Genomic DNA, 20,987 nt, shown 5'->3' with positions numbered 1-20,987 from the left:
ATGCCGAGCAACAAGCGAGCAAATTGAAGTCTCCGGTTGCAAGTAAGTCATTGACGTTGCGGGCGTAGTTCAATGGTAGAACCGCAGCTTCCCAATCTGCATCTGGCTCCGCTGAACGTGGGTTCGTCCTAGCTCGTGGATCGCGTCGATTTCGGGTGGCGGATGATGTCCAGCGGCACGGTCTGTTGCGTCTCGCAACCGAGGCGTTTCACCGCGAGGTATTGTAGTCCGCTTTGGCCGCCTCGCTGACTGGAAGACGCGGCTGCGCCGTGCCCCGGAAGGTGAGCATGCGCGGAGCGCCTCAGACCCGCTCGCGGGATTTGGTGATCATGCCGATAGAAAAGCGCGGCGACATGGCCTACCAGCTGAGCCGGGTCTGTGCCATTGCTTGATGTGCTTTCCGGCCGGGCAGTTGTCGTGGTCGTGATAGACGTGCGGCGAGATGGTGGCCCATATCGACACGTGGTCGAAACCGTCGTTCAGATCAATAAGCTCAATCCAGAACTAGTGCGCGGGGCAACAGACAGCCTCATCATAAGGGACGGCTATAAAGCTGTCGCCGCAAAAGCTCTCGACTGCGCAAAAGAGATAATTCGGGCTGTGTGATCTTCGCTGGCATCTGCGAGATCATTTTTCTTAGGTTGGAGGCCGGAGTTTTGGCAAATCCCTAATTGTGGCGGTTGAGTGGTAGTTCTCGATACGATCTTTCGGCAATCTCCGCTTGGTGGCTTACACCCGGATCCGAGACGATCTTCAGAGGGAATTGACCGACCGGCCTTGCGAATTCCATCGCAACATTTCCGCCTGCTTTAGCTACCAACGCCTTCAATCGATCGAACTCGCCGCACCAGATCGTCTCCATGTCGCGGTCACGATTCTCATCGCGAATTTCGGCCGAGCTGCCGATACCCACGGCCCGCACCTGCAGGAGATCCGATCTCGATCCGCCCAAGAGCTCTACTCCGTAGCCAGGATTGGCCGCCTTGCGCAGCACGATCTGGCCGTTATCGACCCAGGCGGTCGCCATTCCTTCGGATACCTCGTAGCCCAGGCTGGCAAGACCCTCCAGCACCGCACGCCTGCGCTCTTCGGCGGCCATCGCCTTGAATTCCTCCTCGATGAGAAAATCTGCGCGCTTGACGAGTTCTTGGCCGTTGCTGGCCGACGGCGAAGAAAGGGTCTCCTCAATTTCGCTGCGCAGCGAGGCCGCTTCCGTTGACTTCATCACAGACAGTTCGGCGCGTCGTTGCCGAAGCTCGTTGGCTAGTCGCACCCGGGCGCGGCCATCCTTCACGGCCGCTGCCAAGTCCAACAGAAGGCTATCCGCGACAAGCGATCTTCGAGCCGCGGATTCTGCCTCCAGGAGTGCGACACGGTCCGAGAACGGGGACGAATCGATGCCAAGCCCGCGTAGCTCGCCAAGGACAGCATCGACGCGCGCCAGGCCCGGATCCTCCATCTCCTGATGTTGTCGCGAAAGCCATTCTTGCAGCGTCTCACGGCGTTCGCCGGCGCCATGCCGGTCGGCAAGCGCGCGTTGGCGATCTGTCGGGGTATCCAGCGCCGCTTGAGACGGAACCAGCAGGAGCGCCTTTGCCATATTGGCTTCCAGGCGCTCGGAAGATCCGGTCGAGCCACTGAGCTCGCTTCGAATGTCGGCGGGAATCTCGACTTTCAGCGCTTGCAGTCTCTGCAGCAGCGCCTCGGCTGCCACTTTCGAGCGCCTCAAATCACGCTTCGAGCGTGCCGCTATTTCGGCAGCCTTTTCGACGCGGCGCTCGGAATCCACCTGAAGGAAGCCGATCTCGGCTGCGACCTGCTTCTGTAGTTCGACGAAACGATCGGCGTTGAGCAGGCGACGAAGCTCGTCTCGCCGGGCTATGACCTTTTCGATGTCCTTCTGCTCAATCGTCCCGTTGCGTCTGCCGGCTGCGGTCCAGCTTTCGATCGCGGCGTCGAGCCGCGCCAGGTTGCGATGACAGATGGCGATGATCTCGGCTCGGGTAACGATCCTGAATGCTTTGGGCCCGCTCATTGCAATCCTCCCCCACGGAGCGCGTGTTCTACAGCGTTCTTGAGCCGCAGGCGTTCGGCGTCTCCGGCATGCGTCCAGGCATACGACGAAACTCTGTGGACGTAAGGGACGGCTCTTTCCAACACCTTCGGACGCCAGATCTCGCGAGCGCGCGCTCTTTCCAGCAACCGATGTCGTGGCGCGTCGCATTCCACGCCGATAGCGTAGAGGCCGGTCCGGGGATCGGTCACGGCGAAATCGAGGCTGAATGCGCCGCCATCGCGAGCCCGACTGGGCTTGTAGCCATTCGTCTCCAGGAAGGCTTCGACGGACTTCGTGAAGCCATCCTCTTCATGATTTGCAGCTTCGTTGTGGGAACGCTGTTCGGTGACCATCCGGTCCAACAGAGTCTTTCCGGAGCCTATGAGGCCATCGGATACCGTCCTGGCATATTCAAGGTAGCCTTGCAGATAGTCGCGCGGCACCCGGGGACCGCTCCGTCTCGTCAGCAGATCCGATATCTCCGATATCGGCATGGATGTGGCGATGACCACCTTCTCTCTCGCGCGTGTCACCGCGACGTTCAGGCGGCGCTCGCCCCCGGCGTGCCCCAGGGCGCCGAAGCTCTTGCGGAAGACGCCGTGCTCGTTGCGGCCGAAGGTCGTCGAGAAAACGATGATGTCACGCTCATCGCCTTGCACGTTCTCCACGTTCTTCACGAAAAAGCTCATGTCTTCGCCATGTTCGATACGTTCACGCTCGCGCATCAATGCCTCGCGGAATACTGCGTCGTTTTCGGCGCGGTCTTCCAAAGCATCTTCGATGGCGTCGGCCTGCTTGCGATTAAACGTGACGACACCGACCGACGGCGGCGATGAATCCTCCCAAAGCCCGGATAGGTATTCCACGACATCGCTGGCTTCCTTTTGGTTCGTTTGGCCCTTGTACGTGCCGTCTGAGCGCACCACTTCAATGGGCTTGAGCCGGCGGATTGTCTCTTCGGGATGACGAACGGGGACGCTAAGAGTGTTGGCGTAGAACGATGCGTTCGAGAACGAAATCAGTTCCCGATACTTCGAACGATAGTGCACCTGCAGAGTACGGGTACGAAGTACGGAGCGGGCGAGTTGGAGGAGGTCGGGACAGTCCTTGATCTCTCTCCGATTCCACGTCTCGGCAAAGGCCTCGCGTTCCTCCTCACTCGCTCCTTCTTCCGGTTCTTCACCGTCGAATATCGCCGCTTCATCGTTCTCGACCTTGCTTGCGAAGAAGGAGGTGGGCGGCATCTGCTTTTCGTCGCCGCTAACGACGACGAGAGAGCTTCGGAACAGGGAGGGCAAGGCGTATTCAACCGGCATCTGCGATGCCTCGTCAAAGATGACGATATCGAAGAGTCCGGCGCGAGGTTGCAGCACGCGGCTGGCAACGTCTGGTGTCATGAGCCAGACCGGGCGGAGCGCGAAGAGGCCGAGCGGAGCGGCGCGATCGACGAATTCGCGCAATCTTAGCGCTCTCGGGCCACGCAGCTTCGTGATCGCGTCCCACTCGGTCGTCGGGCGCACTTTTGCAGCGTCAATACCTTGGACGAGAAGATCCCTGTTGTACTGCCGGATCTGCGCGTCGGCTTCCGCGAGCGATTTGACCTTCGCCTCTAGCTCGTCGCCATCAAACAATACGTCAGGATTCGCGCCCTCCATACCAGCCTTCCATGAAAGACGGGCCTCGCGCCCTATGGAGGCGCGAATACAGGGATCGAGGTCTTCAGAAGCCAGTTTCGACAACTCGGACTCCCTGGACCTGAGAGTTGCGAAGATGGCTCGCTCCTTGGCCCCCAGGCGGGAAGATCGAAGCCGAAATTCCTGGTAGTTGCTCAGCATCGGCAGAGCCTGCACGATCTCGGCGACGGCGCCGGCGTTGGAACGCCCATTCTCGATCGCCGAGCGTCTTGATCCGAGCCACAGCTCGTCGAAGTAGGTCCTGAGCCGGTCCAAGGCGGCGCGGCTCTCCTCTCGCGTGTCATGCCTTCTGAGCGCCAGATCCGCCCGCTCAAAGAACAAGCCGAGTTCTTCGCTGGTTCCGGCCGAGAGCGCTCTATCGAGCTCGGGCCGGGTCGGGCACCGATCGACAAGCGAATTGTGGCCGCCTAGACCATTGAGGAACGAACCAAGCCTCTCGGCGAAATCGGCGAGCTTGCCGGGCGACAGATCCAGATTGGGGGCCCGGCCGAAGAGGATCATGAAATATTGCTCGAGTTCGCGCCTTGGCTGGCGCATGGCCAATTCGAGCTCGACCGCATAATACAACGCGCTGATGGCGCTGGCATCTTGCGGGAGCTGCAACGACGCAAGGAGCTCGCGTACACGACGCATTCGGAGCCAATGTAGCGGGTTGATCCATTGCAGGACACTTGCCGGCAAGCGAACCTGGCCCGCGAGCTCCCCGGCGGAGCAGAGCTCGTCCTCGTTGAAGGCGATGAGCCTCGAGCAAAAGTTCGGCTTGTAGGATGGGCCGTCGAGCGATGAAAAGATCTCCTTGATCTGTAAAAGGCCACCGAGAATGCGTGCCGCTTCCGATGCCCCACCCTCGACGTTTCGAAACAGCGGCCGCAATCGAGCGAGATTTGCGCACACCGAATCGCTGATCGAGCGGAGCTCGTCCGCTTCGGCGAGCCACGACTGGAATTCCGCCGCATCCGATATTTTCAGACAGTTCGATGTCTCGGCATCGGTCTGCTCCCGCCGGGTATCGGCGTGCAAGAATGCCTGCAGATGCGAGGCGATGGCGGTCGCGGTTCCTCGATCGGGATTGAATGGCTTCAGGGCGGACAGGGGATTGTCTTCGAATTTCGACGACAGCCAGAATTTCGCGAGCGGGCCGCAATTCTCCTCGATCGTCGCCACGTCCGCGGGATGTAGATCAGACAGCAAAGGGCGCAGTTCAGGAGCGTCGACGGGTTTTGGGCTGCCTTCTTCGATCTCGAGCAGTTCGCCGAGCAGCGTTCGATAGGACAACCCGGTCCGATCGTCCACCGAATGAAGCGCGATCTGGCGGCGATCCAGCTCCGTCTCGAGCGTCTCGATGCGCGCCGCCAGGCGCTCGCGCTCTCGCTTCCAGGCCGGAGACCTACCCGGGGACAAGCTGTGCAAGGCCTGCACCTGCGAACGGATCGCGCCAACGATCGGCTCGCGGTCGCGATTGGCGTCGGTGATCATGACGAAGCGATCCGTCAGGTGTTCCTTGTCCAGGCGCTTGCGCACCACCTCGAGAGCGGCTTGCTTCTGGCAGATCACGAGGAGCGATTTTCCCGTGCCAATCGCGTCAGCGACCATGTTGACGATGGTCTGGCTCTTGCCAGTTCCGGGAGGTCCTTCGATGACCAGCCCCGGGGCCTGGCGCGCTTCGAGGACGGCGGCCTCCTGCGAAGGGTCGCTGTCGGCAGTGAAGTACCGGTCGGCCTCTTTCACCAGGGGCGATGCAGAAGGCGCCGCCTGCTGTTCGTTCAGACGCAGGGCGGCCTCGAGTGCGGTCGCGGTCGGCGGTAAGCCACGGAGCGTCTCGAGATCCTTCATGACGGCCTGGCCCATGAACGCCAGATGGAAGAGCACGGCGGCTGGCACCAGCTGACGTTCTTGGGCGCCGACGTTGACGTCCTTTCCGGGAAGGGCCGTCAATTCGTTGCCGGCCGGCGTGGCCAATCGGCTGAAGGCATCCATTACCGCCTGGACGGACAGGCTTGCATGGGTAAGGAGCTCGTTGGCAGCTTCTTGCCAACGCCTCGCCTCGGGGATGCCGACCATTCCTTCGAGAGCCGGATTGACGAGAACGTGCTCGATGTCGGTATCGGGATTTCTCTCACGTCCATAGCCTATAGTGACATGACCGCGGTTTCCGACCTCGGGATTGACGCGCACTGGCCATAGCAGCACCGGCGCGATCCGCGGTCTCGCGTTCGGCCGATGATCGCGCATGATCAGGAACGGAAATCCCATAAACAGGCCATCGATGCCGGTATCGCGCCTGTAGAGCAGCGCGTGGGAGTGCAACGAGCGCAGCCTTCGCTCAAGGCCGTCATCATCGGCGAACGCGGCCGGATCGAGATTCACAGTCCGGTTCGTGCGACCAAGCAGTTGATCGAGAATATCAGTCGCCGGAACTCTGGACGTATCGAGCTCGGTGAGGTCGATCCTGGCCGATTTGCCGATCAGCATCCGCGTCAGCGGGCCGCGCAAGACTCCGCCCGAAATCCGCTTGGCGAAAAAGTCCAGGATCGTCGACACATAGCCCTGCTTTGGAAGTGGTCTCCAGGTGTCTAGCTCCACACAGAGAAGGGCGAGCGCGCGCCCAAGCGGCATCCGCCTGTCCAGGCGAAACTGATCCGCCCACTCGTCAACTTGCTTGATGCCGCATCTGGCAAAGTTTTGAATGCGCTCGTCGATCACCTGATAGATCTCGCGACGCGGCCGGCCAAGGAGTTCTGTCGCCTTCTCGGCCGAAAAGTTGCCGAGCCCTGCCAGTGAGGCTTCCTTTTCTGCTTCTTCGATGACCTCGGAAGCAGAACGGAACTGGTTCGACGTCGCGCTGAGCAGGATAAGAAGATCTTCTTCGGCCGAAATGCGTCGCTCGGTGAGCGTGGCGACGCCGGCATGGTCCGTATCGGGGAAAAGCTTTCTCCGCTCTTCCCAAAGCGCCGCCAGGCGGGCCATAGAGGTCGACAGAAGGTGGACGCGCAGAACGTCCTCGTCGACCGCGATTTCGAGTTGGGCCAATCGCTTTCGAACTGTGTCCGAGCGGACCTTCAGACGCCAAAGCCAATCGTCCGGATCAATCTTCCGGAGCAGGTCGGGTGCCGGGCCGGTGATCAGACCGTAACCGTCGCTCGGGTGGTCGAGTAGCCAACCCGGTGTGACGATGTTGCCCCTGACGATCAGCGGCATCGAAGGATTGAGCGTCTTCAAAGAGATGGAGAGCTTCAAATCCTCCTGAAGATCTTCGGTCCGCAGGATTTGCCGAAGAGTGGCCGCAACCGCCGCTTCGAAGCCGGCTTCGGAAGCCCAACTTGCAACAGCGCCCCTGAGGACGAGGGCCTTGGCCTGGTCCCAGTTCCCAGCTTCAGCCGCCGCCAATGCGAACATGTTCGCGGATCGAAATTGCTTTCCACCGAGCGAAATCGAGGTCCGCCCCTCTGTGTCGCCGGCTGGCTCGGCTGCTGGAGCTGATACGCTCTCTCCGCGCAGCCACGCCTGAACTTCCTTCCACTGCCAGCGCTGACGCCGGTCACGCGCCAGCAGGCCGCGCAGCAAGGCGTTGATCCGGCCATCCAGATGTTCGGGGAGGTGTACGCCATTGGTGAGAATGTGGATCAGAAAGGCCTGCTCATTGATGCCTTGGAAGCACGCGCCTTGGGTGAGCTTCTCCAGCAGGATCATCCCCAGGCTCCACCAGTCGGAAGCCGGGGCGACGCCGCCGGCTATCGCCTCGGGCGCCATATAGCGGGTGGTTTCCAGCGGAGACACGATATCGAGGTCGAATTCGGACAGCCGTGCCGATCCGAAACCCCCGATGACAAGGTCAAGTGGCTCTCTTGATCGCACGAAGATGACCGAAGGGCGCAAATCGCGGTGTCGCAATCCGGCTTCGGTGAGCGCGTGAACGGCCTGGGCGAGCTCGCCGACCAAGTTAGCTATCGCCGCCGGATCGGCAGGATCGAGGGCAAAATCCGCCAGAGTGCCGCCCTTGAATTCCTCCGCGACCTCATAGGCGCGGTCTTGCCAGCGGCCGGTTGCGAAGAATTCCGGGACGTGATCTCGAGGCAGCTTTAAGAGCAAATCGTAGATCGCTTGATCCGGCTCCGAGCCTATCGCGTAAAGTGTGAGTATTCCACGTTGTCCGTCGCAAGCGCGCGTGGCGGCGAAGCGCTCGCGGACCGCGCTGGAGGAGGCGATCCGTTTCTGCAGATGCCAACCGTCCACGATCGTTTCGGCCTCTGGCGGAGGCTCCGGCTCCGGCGTTGGTTCGGCCGGTGAGGGGGGCTCATCGCATTCGATCGTCGGCTCGCCGCAGATGCCGCAGATCAGGTCGCCGGGAGAGCCCTGATGACCGTTTTGGCAGGTCGGGACGCTTGAAGGAGCATTTACATGTGGATTCGGCTTCGGTCGCGTCGCGCCGGGCGCCGTTATATCGACCGTCGACAGGTCCCAGCCGCAGGTTTGGCCATTGCAGACGCCTTCGCAAAATATCTCGGTGACGGGCCGTTCGGTATTACAGTTCGGGCAAAGTCTGATCATCAGTCAAATTCTTAAAGAGATGGGAAACGGGTGTCTTCCGAAGTTCCAAGCGTCGATCCGCCGCCTTCGAGAATATGTCGCAGCCGTCTGAAGTCGCCGCGCGCGGGAATGCCGGCAAGCCAGACGTCTCCGTTGTCGTCGAACATGACGTCGAAGGCGCGGTCTGTTTCGTCCATCCGCCGCTCGAAGCTCGCGAACCGAGCGCGGCCCAAAGGCGTCATGAGGTGCAGTTCCTGGTTGTCGCTGCCACGAAGCGCGAGGGTCTGCGTCTCGTCGATATCGAACGGCCCGCAGACGATCGCGTCGATGAGAGATGGCGAGGTCGCGAGCGCTTCGCAGATCGTGGTCCATGGGTAGCCGGTAAACACGAGGATGTCCGCATCCGTTCGCGCTCGAAGCCGTGCCAAAAGATCGAACAAGGCCTCGCGCTGGTCGAAAGGCTCGCCACCCGCAATCGTGATCCCGTCGGCCGTCGCAAGCCATGGCGCAACCGTCTGCACGACTTCGTCTATGGCGGTCGTTCCGCGTCGCTGCACCCATGTATCCATGGAGATGCATCCAGGACAACGGATCGAGCAGCCTTGAAACCAAATTCCGATCCTCCGACCGGGGCCCAAGGTGGTGATCGGGAAATGGATGCGCGATAGATTGACCGTCGTGCTCATGAAGGCTGCTCGCTCACGAGATCGATCGTGGTCGATGGCCCGGGGCGAACCTCTTCGATCCGGTATCTGCGTCCGGCTTGCGCTCCGCGATCGAACAGACCCCGTGATAGCGGGTTGATGAGGTGAGATTCGACTTGGTTGCGGATGCCTCGGCCGCCGTTGGAAAGATCGGCCAGGCACAGGCCGCGTAGCACCTCGCGCGCAGCCGCGGTCAAACTCACGTCATAGCCCAGCGAGTTGACCTCCCTGAGCAGATTGTCGACCATTGAATCGAATATCTCGTTTGCGACCTCGGGGCGGATGAAGTCGAAAACGATGACGTTCTCTCCGATGCGGTTTAATATCTCGGGCCGGTTGAGGACTTGCTTGAAGTGCCTTTCGATCTCGCTTCGGACCTTGCTGCGTACCGCTTCAAAAGTCTCTTCGGGGGTCACGTTGGCAATTCGCTCGCCGGACGGCCCCGGTACGTAGATGCCTAAATTCGAGGTGAAGACAATGAAGGCCTCGGAGAAATAGACGCGATCGCCTCGTCCGGAGGTGAGGACGCCGTCGTCGAGAACCTGCAGGAACTTGTCAAGAATCCTCGGATGAGCCTTCTCGATCTCATCGAACAGGACGACGCTGAACGGTTTCTCACGAATAGCGTTCGTCAGCTCGCCTCCGACGTCGTATCCGATATAGCCTGGCGGTGCGCCGATCAGCCGCTGGTCGGAGTGTTCGGCACTGAACTCCGACATGTCGAAGCGGATATAGGCAGATTCATCGCCGAACAGCAGGCTCGTGATCGTTTTCGCAAGTTCCGTCTTGCCGACGCCGGTTGGGCCTGCCAGGAAAACCACGCCTCTTGGTCGGCCGCCCCGCGGCGATTGTCCGATCCCGGTCACCGCACGCTTGACGATATCAAGCATATGCGTGACGGCGTGAGACTGTCCCTTGACGCGTCGTTTGACGAATTCTTCACCCGAGCGGATCTTGTCGCGGCTGATCTTGCGCCAGGGATCCTCGGTCACGCCCACTTTGAAGCGCCGGACGGCGTCGCCAATCCGATCGAACTGGACGCCTTCGCTGCGGGCAAGCTGCGCGACCGCGCTCACGTCCAGCAACAGAAGGCCTTCCGTCTCGTCCACGAACTCTTGCGTACACTTCTCCAATGCCGATTGTTCCGCGTTCTGGGCACCCGGCAGACCCCGCACGAGGGAGCGGATCATGCTTCTTCTGGCAAGATGATCCGGTCGTCCGATCGGGATGTGTCTGACTTTCGGGTTTCCGATCAGGAACCAATCGGGCAGATCACCCTCCTTGTCGACGATCCAAACCACCGTATTAAAGAAGGGGAGCCGCTTGTCGCCCGCCGGACGGGCACGCGCCGCATGCGAGAGGATCAGCGCCCGAGAGAAAAGCTGGTGCTCGGCAGGTGACAATGCTTCGTTTCGCGCGACCAGTCTGGAGGCGAAGTCGACGATGAGGACGGAGGGCTGCCCTTCGGCTGCGACGTGACGTTCCAGCGTCGTCGACAGGAGGTCAATGCCGCCTGCCGCAGCGCCGCCCGTCGGCATCAGACCCAATCGCGTGAGGGAGCTTCCGTCCGCCGGGTCGATATCCCGAAATCCGTTCAGAAGATCGAACCATACGATCTGCGCATAACCTGCTTCCCTTAGGACGTCTGGCAGGACCCTGGATAGCGGCGCTGCGGTCACCTCGCGTGGAACGACCTCATGCATCTGAAGGTCGCGGGTGTTGCCAGAGAGCACGAACTGGCTGCGCAGCGGCAGAAAGCGCAGCAAATCGCGGAGCCATCTGGCTCTTTCCACCGAACTATCGTGCACCGAGAAGGCCCCCCTTTGTACCCGCATCACGCGACTATAAGCTATCTCACTTGCCGATTTCGAGAGTATTTCCCAGCAGTTCATAGGGAATTGGGATAAGGCGACGGCAAGATAAGAGGGCGGATCGGCGGAGAGCGGAAGCATGCGTGCGGAGGGGCAGGGGCACCATCAAACTGGACGCCGGCGATCTGGCCGTCCATCTGAACTGCCGTTTCCGACAAAAACTCGATCCGAACGGCGCCAGCGGTCAACTTCATCAAGCCAATTGGAATCCGGTTCTTGCGATGCTCGCCGAGCGCTGTGAGCTGTACGGTTGGCAGTACGTCCGTCAATCAAGGACGTCGGCCTGGGCCGTGACCGTCATCTGACTTTGCGGCGGTCGATGCCGGCGTGGTTGTGCGACCATATCCGCCATGGAGCGCGGCGATCTGAAGACCGTGTTGCCTGTCGTTCCCGCGCTGCTGGGTGTCAACTTTTGTAGCTCCACAAGACAGCTTCAACCAAGCAGCTGATGGCCACTCGATTCTGAGCGCCTGTAAGCGTTGAAGCAAACATCCAGTGATGATGATCTACGATCTTCCAACAACAACATAGAGCGGGGCGCGGACGGCGCCTGTTTATTGCGTTTGAAGCGAATGAGTGAAGAAAAAATGCGCAACTGAGTGGATCGGAGGGGCGAAACGGCGGCGCCTCGCTTTTGATTCATCCGTGTCGAAAATCTCTTGACCGTCGGGCGGAACGCATCGATAAATCGCGCCACTACTGTAGGTTTAAGCGCTTTATTTTCACCGCGCCGGCCGATAGCGGTATCGCTGGTCAGTTCACTGCAAGCCGCTCGCAAGTCTTAGGCGTCATGCTCTCGATCACAGTTGGTACGAGTTTCTGCAATCCAAGCCTATTTGACTTCGCTCAGGACTATCTCCGTTAGATCGTATGGGGGAATGACGCGATGACCGTATGCCGGCGCTGTTGTTGAATACGACGGATGCCGGTAGTGGCAAACGGGCTGTGTTCGCTCCCTTCGATATCGATCCGCTACACTCAAAAGACAGAGACCTGTGTATTCTCGCAACGCTCGATCGCGCCGGCATCGGCGTCGATCAGACCGTTACGAGCCGCTCACTGCACATTCCGCTGAGCACAGCGGCTTTTACGAGCGCGCGGTTTCCCTGGGTGACGCTGGCTGCCACGGTCTCATTGAGGAATGATTGCGTTACCGCCAATCCGCAAGCGCGTCTGGTGGACGGCGGATATGTCGAGAATTCCGGAGCGAGACCGCGCTCGATTTGATTGAGCAGCTCAATAGTATCAAGGGCAATTCTGACGCGTCGAAATTCCGGATTTACCTGTTATCGCCGGTGAGCGGCCGGTTCGGAGATCACGGCTCCTTCACATCTCGAGTATAAGAATGCCAGCATTCGCTAGACGGTGGGCCCGCGATGGTCAATCTCGGCGAGGTCGAACGGGTCATTGGGCTGTCGATCGGCTATACGCTGATGTTGCCGTGGCGGTTCGAACGGTTTGCCAGCCGGCTGGAAAGCATCGAAGGTCCACAGCATCGATCGCAAAAAGCTTCGGAGTGACCTGCAGCTCGCACTTCAAAAGATCAAGAAGCAAAAAGGACCTAAGCGATAGCCTTTTGATGGGGCAGGGCGTCACGAATCTCGACGAGGGGTTCGGTCAACTGGACGCGTTGAACCGCATCGGCAACCAGGTCTTCTATACCAATTTTCTCGACCCAGCGACCGGAGAACTCACCGATCCCCTCCTCAAGGGCAACTTCGCGCGCAACGACGCTCCTGTGAGTTTTCCGCCAATCTGGGATACGCCGTACTTCCTCTGGGCGCAGTACGACGCCTGGGAGCGGTCACCCTAGAAGCTCGGCGCACATCGAGCGACTGCAGCCTTTCTTCGCGACTTCGAGTTGTTCAATGCGCGCACATTTCATCAGCCTGTCATATCGGGCTGCTCCCCTGACCTTGTTGATCCGGAGAGCAACGTCACTTCAAAGATTTTCCAATGGCTAGCTACGTGCTGGGGGTGCTTGATCCCGCAGGTTTGCCCTGTAGACGCGTGGGGCGACGCCGAAGCGCGATTTGAACACTCGAGAGAAATGGGGCAAGCTCGCAAATCCGCAAGAGTATGCGATCTCGGAAATACGTTCCTCTCCAAGGGATAATCGACGAGCCGCGAGGGACAGACGGATCTCCATGAGAAGTTTGCCGAACGTTGTACCATTGTCAGCACAAGTCTTCTGGATCGTACGCATAGAGCAGTTAAATTTCCTAGCCGCATTTGCCGGGCGCAGACCCACTTTATCCATGTTGCAGCATATAAACTGAACGATCTGAACCATTCGGCTTTCGACTGTTGTCGTTGCACGCTCTCCAGGAAGCACGACTTCAATCGACTGCCGTAGGAGGTTAGCAAGCATTAGAATGGCCCTTTTTTGATGGGCCTCGGGCAGGTTTTGTGCGTATGACTGGCGCGTCAGATGAGCGATGGCGGGTGCCGCAAGAAAAGTCCTCGGAATGTAGCATTCCGCAAGAGTCATGGTTGCGCTCGTGAACCTGCTTCGCGTCCCACCGATCCAAGAAATCAACAATGAAAAAGGTCGCCTCGTCGCTGATCTCAATGTCGTATCGCCGCCATCTCATGGGGATGAAGATGCCGCCGGGGTGAAGATGCCTTGAGGCCATCCATTGAGTGACACGCATGCTGCCGGTTTCAACGACCAATGCGCGCGTTTTCGGATAGTGCGACAGACCAGCGGCACAGCTGTGGACACGATAGTTGAGCCGGTTCGTCTTGACCAGATAGCTGTCGGCTATTCCACGATGCACTGCTGTGCAATCCAGCCCGCCAGAGCTGACGCCGTCTTTTTGGTTGTCATAGGAGCCGAGCGCCTCTTGAAGTTCGGCGACGATATCGTTGCTCTCACTGCACATTGAAGACTAGAGGGAACTTTCTCATCTGAGCTAAGGACACAAGACCGCGCTATGGCATATGTTAACGAGTCAGGTGTCATCTGAACTCTGGGGCGGTAGCGACGGTCGAGCTGGATTAATTATCGTACCCTAGCAAGCGGCGTGCCGTAATAGCCGCCGGCGCCCACGCCCATTGGAAGAGCGGCAGCATGCGCACCCTGCTCTGCAAGGACTGCTTGTCGTCATTTTTGAATCGTCAGAGTCGCCGAAATGGTTGCATACAGTGGACCCGCGATGATGTTTCGCGTCGCTGTTATCGATCTTCTCCTGACCATGCGGGTTACGACCAGTTGTTTTGGAAAGCAGCAATGCGTTGCCATTGGTATTCGGCACGTGGACTTTGATGCACGCGCTGATCTGAAGGGCAAGATGTCGACCGTCGGCATATATAGCCGTCTTGCCTCTCTTACACGTTAGCCTTGCGACCAAACCGATCCAGCATCAAATCCGCAAAAATCGTAGCATGCGTAAATCTCCATCGTTGACCGGCTGGAAGTTGGCTGTTTTAGCCATCAACGGCTTCCTTCGTGTTTCACTCGCGCCAGTCACAGCTGTCTGGTTCGTGACGTGTGTCCGGAACCGAACGCCGGTGCAGCTAATTTAGTGTCTGTGTCGCTCCACATAGATGTAATTCGGCACGCTGTTTGACCCCCGATCGGCGCCGAAGGCTGCCCCAGCCGATAATATGAAACCGTTGAACCGTCATCGGAACATTCGTCTCATGCGGGGTCAATGTTGGAAGCCGATAGGGGGCAAAGTTCAGTGCTTATTCACAGGCCGTCCCGCTGCTGGTCTTCAGCTGCCGCAACACGCCTTCGAATGCGGCGGTGTTCGTCCGGCTGGAACGAGACGAGCAGACCACCTCCAGCAGCCCGTGCTGCGCTGGCGGTAGCGTCACCTGACCATCGAAAAGGATGACCGAATCCTCTTCGCAGGCTCCTGCGAAATACGGCATCAATGGGTCGGCGGCCTGCTCCTCGAGCTTGGCTGCGTCGTCCCAGCGGCCTTCTTTTCTGGCCTCAAGTGCGCGCAGCAGAAGGTCAGCCGCTCCTGAATGAAGTCGGCGACCAGTTGATTCGAGTCCCATTGCCCGGATTGTGGGTAAGTAGGCACAGCTCGCGACTGAGGGGGGCGGCGAGTCGAAGCGCTCGTTCGGCACCGCCACGGCCGGCCTGAAGAAGGGGTGCAGCGGAGAATACCCGATACGAAGCCGCATCGTCTCAGCCTGCCCTTGCACGGGCCAGTTCGCCTCCAGGATCAGCACGCCGTTCTGCTTGTGGACGGTCCGCGGACGAAATCCGAGACGTGCAGAGGCGGCGAGCTCGTTGCCGAAGATTTCCGGCCAGAGCGTCCACCAGTCGCGGTCGGCAGAGCGCACGGTGCCTTTTGCCAATTACCGGCCCACGGGACGATGACCGGGAGGGGAGCTGGGGCGAGGCGGACCCTTACCGGGCGTCTCGCTGGGAGGCCCGGGCGGCACGTCGGGATGCTCCGGGTGTGGCGGGTGGGAGGTTAGGAAGGCCTTTTTCTTGCTGCGGTCGGTGACCTCTTCCAGGTTCGACGGTGGCGGACCGGATCGGCGTCGCTATTTCAAGCCTCCCGCGGCCGGCATCCGGCGCGGCATCTTCAGAACTTCGCCGGCATTCTTCAGGCCGACACCGATAGCGGGTTCGACGCTTTCTCCGATTCCGGACGCAAGGCGTCGCCTGTTACGGCCACGCTTGAGGCAAGCAGTTGATCGGCTTGATCACGTTAGACGAACGCGACAGCGAGGAGCGCTTCGCGTGCAGCTGGTGGGATGGCTTGGCCCGCTTCGTGCTTTGGAAGGATCCGCTTGACCAACAATGCCGCGGAGCGCGCCCTGTGTGGTTTTGCTCCGGGAAGAAAGGCACGGTTGTTCGCCGGATCCGGACGCGGGGCCGAGCGCGCCGCGGTGATGGCGACGCTCATCACGACGGTGATCTCAACAACATCGACCCGAAAGCGTGGCTCGCCGATGCCTTCGCGCCATCGCCGACGTGCCACAGAGCTGCCTGCATGAATCGCTGCCGTGGAATTGGAGCTCTCCCAGGCCGACGTCCTCCGTTCGGGCGGCTTAGCCATTCACGTCAACAAATTTCATTCCGTATTCACCATCGCTCGCATCGCAAAGTATCCTGTCGAGGACGAGGACTAGCCCCGGGGGGTGGCCACGGAATAGTCCCGGCGGACTACGTCGTCCGGGTTAACGGCACAGGTGACGACGGCGTCATGGCGTTCGCAGGGATCCTGTCCACCAGCTCTGGGGAAAGGCCCCGAACACCTCACCAGCATTGTCGGGTTTGTCGAGTCAGCAACACTATGGCCTTGGTATTACCTGTCCCTGGCCCTGAACTGCTCGACGCTGCAAGCGATTGAATCATTGCGGAAAATCATGCTGAGCCTCTGGCTGCGCAGTTGGCACGACTTTTGAGACTCCCTTGCTGCCCATCAATGTGATTTTGCGAGCGACATTTTTCGCTCGGTCTTCACCAGAGCCCCGCTGATAGAAGGATCCACATGCGTGCGATGCTGAAAACTTTGTCTCGTTCCAACTACGCGATGGTTGCCCACCTTGAGATCGAGCCAGAGCAAGAGCAGTTCGTGGATTCCCTGAATCTGGTGTTCGCTCAGCTTCGAAATAGCTCACATCCGGAACTGGAACATCCATTCTCGATTGTCTTCCGGCACGAAGTTGTTGGCTTTTTCGTTCTTCGCGAAAAGGCGGCCCTGCCCGAATGGGCACCATCAGACGTGATCACCTTGCACAGTATTCGAGTTGGCCGGGCATACCAGGGCAACGGATATGGCAAGGCTGCAACCTCGCTTGTCGCTGACTGGATCTCGACAAACCGGGCAAGCGTCAACCGTCTCATGCTGGCCGTCAACGCACGCAATGTGAGGGCGAGAGGGGCTTATCTGAAGTCCGGATTTCGAGACACAGGCACCACTCACCCCGGCCCGATCGGCCCTCAGAACATTCTTGAATACAGGATCAGCTCGAGATGATGAGCGCGACCGCTTTTGCTCTTTTGACAGTCCGCCAGCAGGTCACATGCGAGAAAGGCCGGGATGGATTTCGTAAGTCCGGGCATGGCCGTGTCAGTTGATCTGCCACTTGTTGCCCGTCCGCTTTGTACTTTAGAGGATACGCAGGCGCGGGTCCGCAGCCAGAGACATTTGGAGAGATGATGCTGCCCACCATCGTAACGGAATTGATCGGTCAGACCCCGGTGATGTCGATTGAAGTCGCCAGGCCGGACGCTCGCCTGGTACTGAAGCTCGAAAAAAACAATCCCGGCGGCTCGATGAAAGACCGCATGGCAAGAAGCATGGTCGTCGCCGCGCTCCGAGACGGGCGCCTCCCGCCAGGTGGCACCGTCATTGAGTCCTCTTCCGGAAATGCCGGCACAGGGCTGGCGCTGGCCGCTGTGGAATTCGGCTTGCGCTTCATCGCTGTCGTCGATCACCATGCCGCCTCCGACAAGATCCGGATGATGCGGGCACTCGGCGCCGAGATCCGCTATGTCGAAGGCGATTTCGCCGAAGACGAGATCGCCGTCGTAGAGCGGGTGAGACTGGCAGCACAGCTCGCCGCGCAGCTGCCCGGCGCGGTCTTCATGAACCAACAGGAGAATCCTGCAAATCCTGACGGCTACGCCGGTCTCGCCGAAGAACTGATCAGCCAGCTTTCGGGCGGCATCGATGCCTTCGTCGCATGCGTCGGGAGCGGAGGGTCGATCACCGGTGTCACGCAGTGGTTAAAACGGCATAATCCGAATTTGCGAACGATCGGCGTGGAGCCCGCCGGCTCCATTGTCTTCGGCAAGGCCGGGCATCCCTACTACCAGTCAGGCACGGGCATACCAGCCGGCTACCGGGTCGGCACTGTGCTGGACTACGGCTGCATCGATCAGGGAGTACAGGTGAGCGATATCCAGGCCTTCGAGACAGCGCGCTACATCGCCCGACGCAAGGGACTTCTGGTCGGTGGGTCGACAGGGGGCGCGATCTACAAGGCCCTCGAATTCATCGCCGCAGGCAAGCTGACCGGCACGGTTGTGACCCTGGTCGTCGATGGCGGTGAAAAATACCTCGGCACGATTTTCGATGACGAGTGGATGGCAAAGCGCCATCTGCTCGATCCGGCGATCGCCGCCCAACTGGATGGCTGGCTTTTGGGAAAGCCGCATGCAGCATGAAGGCTGCCAGAACCCGCCCGTGAGTTGCCGGAGCAGGAGACAGCCAGACAGGCAACCGGATAAAGCCGCGGAAGATTGGCGCATGGGACGTGCTGCGGGCCAGCGGGCGTCGGCGCGAGCGTACCCGGGGCGGCGAAACGCACGACCAGCCCGCGCGTGTATGGAGCCTGCGCCTTCGAACCTGAGCAGGTGTCCGCACGCAATGTGATCAAGATGGGCAAATCGTTTCGATCCTCTGACCACAGTCGTTCCCGTTGTTGAGTGCGGGGACGACAGTAGTACCTTTCGGAAGGGGAGCGGCGTGTCTGCACAGGAGAGACAGCGTGCCGAATCAATGCTGCAGCCGCGACCGGAGGTCTGTCGATGCGTGCCGATGACGAAACGTGACCCGGGCGAGTGTCTGCCGGTGGCGACATGCTCGACAGATCGCGTCTCCACCCGAGATGCCGGCGTCATCGTCCCCCTGTCAGATTGCGCCCGTCGCACAAAGGGTTCTGACGGTGAATCTCGAGTTCGATTTCCGGTGGCAGCTCAACGATGTTTTCTGGATAATGCCCATTTTTGAGAAGCGCGAATTTGAAGGCCGCGGCGCGGTTCACGAACAGGCCGCCAAACCGGCCATTCTGTTCCCAGGCGACCCAGCGGCCGTGGCGATTCCTGCCAACGAAGACGACCGACGCTGAGCGACTGGATGAAGGCTCGTCGATAATCCTCATATTCTTGATCCTTCCATGAAGCGGCTTTCCGGAACCGCTGAACGGTCGCTTTTGCCGGCGCGGAGGGCTTGGCCGGGGATCGCCTCAAACGGCAGGTCTGCATGACCGGTGCGACTGGTTCGACCGATGTGCTTGAAGGCTGCATCAACATCCTTCGGCCCGGTAAGCCTCGCGGCAAGCGGGACTGATCGTGCGTCTCGATGCCAATGAGAACAAACTTCGACAGCGCATCCATCAAGATCGATCGGGAGGCACCATCGGTCAGTTTTGGGAACGATCCAGCGCTTTTGCGGTGATCTTGTCTCATCACAGCAATCGACGTGCCACTCGCGAGACCGGATGAGGGCCCGGCATGACTGAAGCACGGGCGCCCGCCAATGCGCATCGCGATTTCATCGACGGGATCGTCTGACGCCGCGACGCCAGTAACGCCGGGCGGACCGCCAGCGAGCGCGGCGCGCCTTGGGATCGGCCGGGGCCGGCGTATCCCGGACAAGAAGAGGTCATCGACCACATGACACCGTCCCGTGCTTCACCTTGCGCAAGGTGTTCCACACCTTGCGCTCGCACTTGATCGGCAATCTGGTGCGTGGGCGCCGGTAACAAGACGATCACCCGAGTGTTCGCGGGCAGCACACATCTCTCACCCGGCGGCGCCGGGGGCCACGCCTCAACGGTAAGCTCGCCAGGTCGGTCAATTGCCGGCGCGCGTGATCCATTTCTTGCGGGCAAGCCGATGGCGCTCCTTAACCTGGCCTCGTAAAACCAGCTGTTCTCGCGCGAAGCGTACCGGCCTGTCCTCGATTTCCTGTGCGAACGCTTTGCCAGACAGGAAGGCCCGCCGGACCGTCGTTGATCTGCTCGCGCTCGCCAATAAGCGCAGCCGACGAGGATGGGTGGCCGGCGATTCGCTTCCTCGCTGTCCTTGCCGGGCATGAGACCGCCGAACGTATCCGCTGCCGCACTGAGACCGACGAAAGCGCTGCGGGCGGGAGCAGCATGCGGCACTGAAAACCGGGGCTCTGACCGACTCTCTGCGACAACAAGAGCAAACAAAACCGCTGTGCGCGGCAATCATCATCCGCATTGCTGGTCTCACTACAGGCGGGAGATGAACATTGGCACGGCACCGAGCTCCTGAAGCCCGCCCATGATCGTTGAAACCGGACGATCGAACCGGTCGAGATTGGCGGGCAGGATTAAACCAAGCATTCGCCCGCTATGCGCAACCTGGATCCCCAATGCGCCGTTCGCGCGCGCGATGTCCAGGATATCCGGGAGGCCCGGTTGTGGAAGATATCGTTGATTGATCAGCGCGCTTTCTGTTGCGACTTTGGCAAGCAGCGCCTGATCTCCCTCGGCGACAGCCTGTCTCAATGTTCTCCGCAGGTCGTCAAAATGATCAACATCCGTCGTCTCATACGGAGCGGGTGGAAAGTCTAGCGTCAACAGCGGATTGTCCGGACTGCTGTTGATGCTGATGAGCCCCATGGGCGGGAGGGGACGTGCGAACTCCTCGAGAAGGACGCCTTCCCGATGCGCAGCAAGAACCGCGCGTGAGGTAAACATCGTCCCGTCGCTTGCCTGCTCCGCGCTGACGGCCAGTTTCAGGAGGTCCGCCGGACAGAGGCTGGCACCGAGCGCGCTGGCTGCCGACGTGAGAGCCGCGACAATGTCAGCTGTTGACGAGCCCAAACCGTAACCGATCGGGATGTTGCTCCGGATCCGCACCGATAGTCCAGACGAACGCTCCCCGATCCGGTTCAATAACAAGGCTACGGCCCGTAGCGCTTTTGTTTTCTCGGGCGGGTCAATCTCGATGGAGCGCCCTTCCGTCGGCACGGCCCAGGCCACGGAATTGAAGACAGGAAAGGGGAGGGTTACAAGCCCTCGACGCATCTGCCCCTCTCCATCACGGAACGCTCCCTGCAGGATTTCGCCGTGGTGCCCCATTCCGTAGCCGACCGCCCGGTCGCGGGCAACTTGCCCCGCCCGAAGCTGACTGCCTTGGGGGGGAATAAGCCGGCAGGGACTCTCCCGAACCATTGGATCGAATGGCGGTAAACAACCCACTCCAACTGCCGCCCGGCGTTCAAGCATGCGAGAGTCCTTTTTGCTGGATTGTTGTCGACCTGTATGTACGGACTGATCCGCCGAGCGCGCCAGTTGGTCCTGTCAGCCGGGGCGGAATACAGAACACCGGACCCTGCTGACCTTCAGCCACAGCGCCCGGCGTCATCTCCCCGGCAAGCCCATCACCGCGGTCTGGCGCCGT

Annotated in this window: 14 protein-coding genes and 1 pseudogene; 6 read left to right on the top strand and 9 right to left on the bottom strand. The window is 60.1% G+C overall.

The features are described 5' to 3' along the window. Nucleotides 1–667: 667 nt before the first annotated feature. Genes AAFG07_RS33160 through AAFG07_RS33145 form a run of 4 tightly spaced genes read right to left on the bottom strand, consistent with a single transcriptional unit; the run spans nucleotide 668 to nucleotide 10,774 of the window. Nucleotides 668–2,035, bottom strand: a complete 1,368-nt coding sequence (locus AAFG07_RS33160; RefSeq protein ID WP_342723906.1) for a hypothetical protein — start codon at nucleotides 2,033–2,035, stop codon at nucleotides 668–670. Beyond that, a complete protein-coding gene (locus AAFG07_RS33155; RefSeq protein ID WP_342723905.1) occupies nucleotides 2,032–8,298 on the bottom strand; it encodes an AAA domain-containing protein in 6,267 nt (2,088 codons plus the stop codon). The genes AAFG07_RS33160 and AAFG07_RS33155 overlap by 4 nt, the downstream gene beginning before the upstream one ends. An 11-nt stretch (nucleotides 8,299–8,309) precedes the next feature. Beyond that, nucleotides 8,310–8,963 (bottom strand): 4Fe-4S single cluster domain-containing protein, encoded by a 654-nt coding sequence (locus AAFG07_RS33150; protein ID WP_342723904.1) that lies wholly within the window; start codon nucleotides 8,961–8,963, stop codon nucleotides 8,310–8,312. Beyond that, a complete protein-coding gene (locus AAFG07_RS33145; RefSeq protein WP_342723903.1) occupies nucleotides 8,960–10,774 on the bottom strand; it encodes an AAA family ATPase in 1,815 nt (604 codons plus the stop codon). Before AAFG07_RS33145 ends, AAFG07_RS33150 begins: the two co-directional genes overlap by 4 nt. 972 nt (nucleotides 10,775–11,746) lie before the next feature. Between AAFG07_RS33145 and AAFG07_RS33140 the strand changes: the two genes are divergently transcribed. The 3 genes from AAFG07_RS33140 to AAFG07_RS33130 all read left to right on the top strand — a co-directional run bounded on the left by AAFG07_RS33140 (nucleotide 11,747) and on the right by AAFG07_RS33130 (nucleotide 12,665). Further along, nucleotides 11,747–12,079, top strand: a complete 333-nt coding sequence (locus tag AAFG07_RS33140) for a hypothetical protein (RefSeq protein WP_342723902.1) — start codon at nucleotides 11,747–11,749, stop codon at nucleotides 12,077–12,079. A gap of 149 nt (nucleotides 12,080–12,228) precedes the next feature. Then, nucleotides 12,229–12,372 carry a hypothetical protein gene (locus AAFG07_RS33135; RefSeq protein WP_342723901.1) on the top strand — a complete coding sequence of 48 codons (144 nt, stop codon included), beginning with the start codon at nucleotides 12,229–12,231 and terminating at the stop codon, nucleotides 12,370–12,372. A gap of 59 nt (nucleotides 12,373–12,431) precedes the next feature. Then, nucleotides 12,432–12,665: a hypothetical protein gene (locus AAFG07_RS33130; protein WP_342723900.1), complete on the top strand. Its 234-nt coding sequence runs from the start codon at nucleotides 12,432–12,434 to the stop codon at nucleotides 12,663–12,665. 147 nt (nucleotides 12,666–12,812) lie between these two features. Here AAFG07_RS33130 and AAFG07_RS33125 read toward each other — a convergent pair whose 3' ends face one another. The 3 genes from AAFG07_RS33125 to AAFG07_RS33115 form a co-directional block, all read right to left on the bottom strand. Then, entirely contained in the window at nucleotides 12,813–13,058 is a 246-nt protein-coding gene (locus tag AAFG07_RS33125) for a helix-turn-helix transcriptional regulator (RefSeq protein WP_342729314.1), read from the bottom strand. Nucleotides 13,059–13,212: 154 nt separating this feature from the next. Next, nucleotides 13,213–13,737, bottom strand: a complete 525-nt coding sequence (locus AAFG07_RS33120; protein WP_342729443.1) for a hypothetical protein — start codon at nucleotides 13,735–13,737, stop codon at nucleotides 13,213–13,215. Nucleotides 13,738–14,542: 805 nt separating this feature from the next. After that, nucleotides 14,543–15,169: a hypothetical protein gene (locus tag AAFG07_RS33115; RefSeq protein ID WP_342723899.1), complete on the bottom strand. Its 627-nt coding sequence runs from the start codon at nucleotides 15,167–15,169 to the stop codon at nucleotides 14,543–14,545. Between the two features lie 401 nt (nucleotides 15,170–15,570). Between AAFG07_RS33115 and AAFG07_RS33110 the strand changes: the two are divergent. The 3 genes and pseudogenes from AAFG07_RS33110 to AAFG07_RS33100 all read left to right on the top strand — a co-directional run. After that, nucleotides 15,571–15,875, top strand: a pseudogene (locus AAFG07_RS33110) (transposase); the annotation flags it as partial. 439 nt (nucleotides 15,876–16,314) lie between these two features. After that, on the top strand, nucleotides 16,315–16,803 hold the full coding sequence (locus tag AAFG07_RS33105) for a GNAT family N-acetyltransferase (RefSeq protein ID WP_342723898.1): 489 nt from the start codon (nucleotides 16,315–16,317) through the stop codon (nucleotides 16,801–16,803). Nucleotides 16,804–16,985: 182 nt separating this feature from the next. After that, the gene (locus tag AAFG07_RS33100; protein ID WP_342723897.1) at nucleotides 16,986–17,996 is read left to right on the top strand and encodes a cysteine synthase family protein; all 1,011 of its coding nucleotides are present in this window, start codon (nucleotides 16,986–16,988) and stop codon (nucleotides 17,994–17,996) included. 452 nt (nucleotides 17,997–18,448) lie between these two features. On the opposite strand, the gene AAFG07_RS33095 is transcribed toward AAFG07_RS33100, so the two are convergent. Both AAFG07_RS33095 and AAFG07_RS33090 read right to left on the bottom strand, forming a co-directional pair. After that, nucleotides 18,449–18,712, bottom strand: coding sequence for a hypothetical protein (locus AAFG07_RS33095; protein ID WP_342723896.1), 264 nt, complete (start codon nucleotides 18,710–18,712; stop codon nucleotides 18,449–18,451). Nucleotides 18,713–19,810: 1,098 nt separating this feature from the next. Beyond that, a complete protein-coding gene (locus AAFG07_RS33090; RefSeq protein ID WP_342723895.1) occupies nucleotides 19,811–20,812 on the bottom strand; it encodes a GHMP kinase in 1,002 nt (333 codons plus the stop codon). Nucleotides 20,813–20,987 lie beyond the last annotated feature (175 nt).

Source organism: Bradyrhizobium sp. B097 (assembly GCF_038957035.1).
In the GTDB taxonomy this organism is placed as follows: domain Bacteria; phylum Pseudomonadota; class Alphaproteobacteria; order Rhizobiales; family Xanthobacteraceae; genus Bradyrhizobium.
The sequence above is the reverse complement of the archived record's forward strand: the minus strand, read 5'-3'. Positions and strand labels throughout refer to the sequence as shown.

Coding starts and splice junctions, on each gene's coding strand:
- AAFG07_RS33120 (WP_342729443.1), bottom strand. CDS start 13,737: ATGTGCAGTGAGAGCAACGATATCGTCGCCGAACTTCAAGAGGCGCTC.
- AAFG07_RS33095 (WP_342723896.1), bottom strand. CDS start 18,712: ATGAGGATTATCGACGAGCCTTCATCCAGTCGCTCAGCGTCGGTCGTC.
- AAFG07_RS33130 (WP_342723900.1), top strand. CDS start 12,432: ATGGGGCAGGGCGTCACGAATCTCGACGAGGGGTTCGGTCAACTGGAC.
- AAFG07_RS33135 (WP_342723901.1), top strand. CDS start 12,229: ATGGTCAATCTCGGCGAGGTCGAACGGGTCATTGGGCTGTCGATCGGC.
- AAFG07_RS33125 (WP_342729314.1), bottom strand. CDS start 13,058: ATGCGTACGATCCAGAAGACTTGTGCTGACAATGGTACAACGTTCGGC.
- AAFG07_RS33160 (WP_342723906.1), bottom strand. CDS start 2,035: ATGAGCGGGCCCAAAGCATTCAGGATCGTTACCCGAGCCGAGATCATC.
- AAFG07_RS33105 (WP_342723898.1), top strand. CDS start 16,315: ATGCGTGCGATGCTGAAAACTTTGTCTCGTTCCAACTACGCGATGGTT.
- AAFG07_RS33140 (WP_342723902.1), top strand. CDS start 11,747: ATGCCGGCGCTGTTGTTGAATACGACGGATGCCGGTAGTGGCAAACGG.
- AAFG07_RS33090 (WP_342723895.1), bottom strand. CDS start 20,812: ATGCTTGAACGCCGGGCGGCAGTTGGAGTGGGTTGTTTACCGCCATTC.
- AAFG07_RS33100 (WP_342723897.1), top strand. CDS start 16,986: ATGCTGCCCACCATCGTAACGGAATTGATCGGTCAGACCCCGGTGATG.
- AAFG07_RS33150 (WP_342723904.1), bottom strand. CDS start 8,963: ATGAGCACGACGGTCAATCTATCGCGCATCCATTTCCCGATCACCACC.
- AAFG07_RS33155 (WP_342723905.1), bottom strand. CDS start 8,298: ATGATCAGACTTTGCCCGAACTGTAATACCGAACGGCCCGTCACCGAG.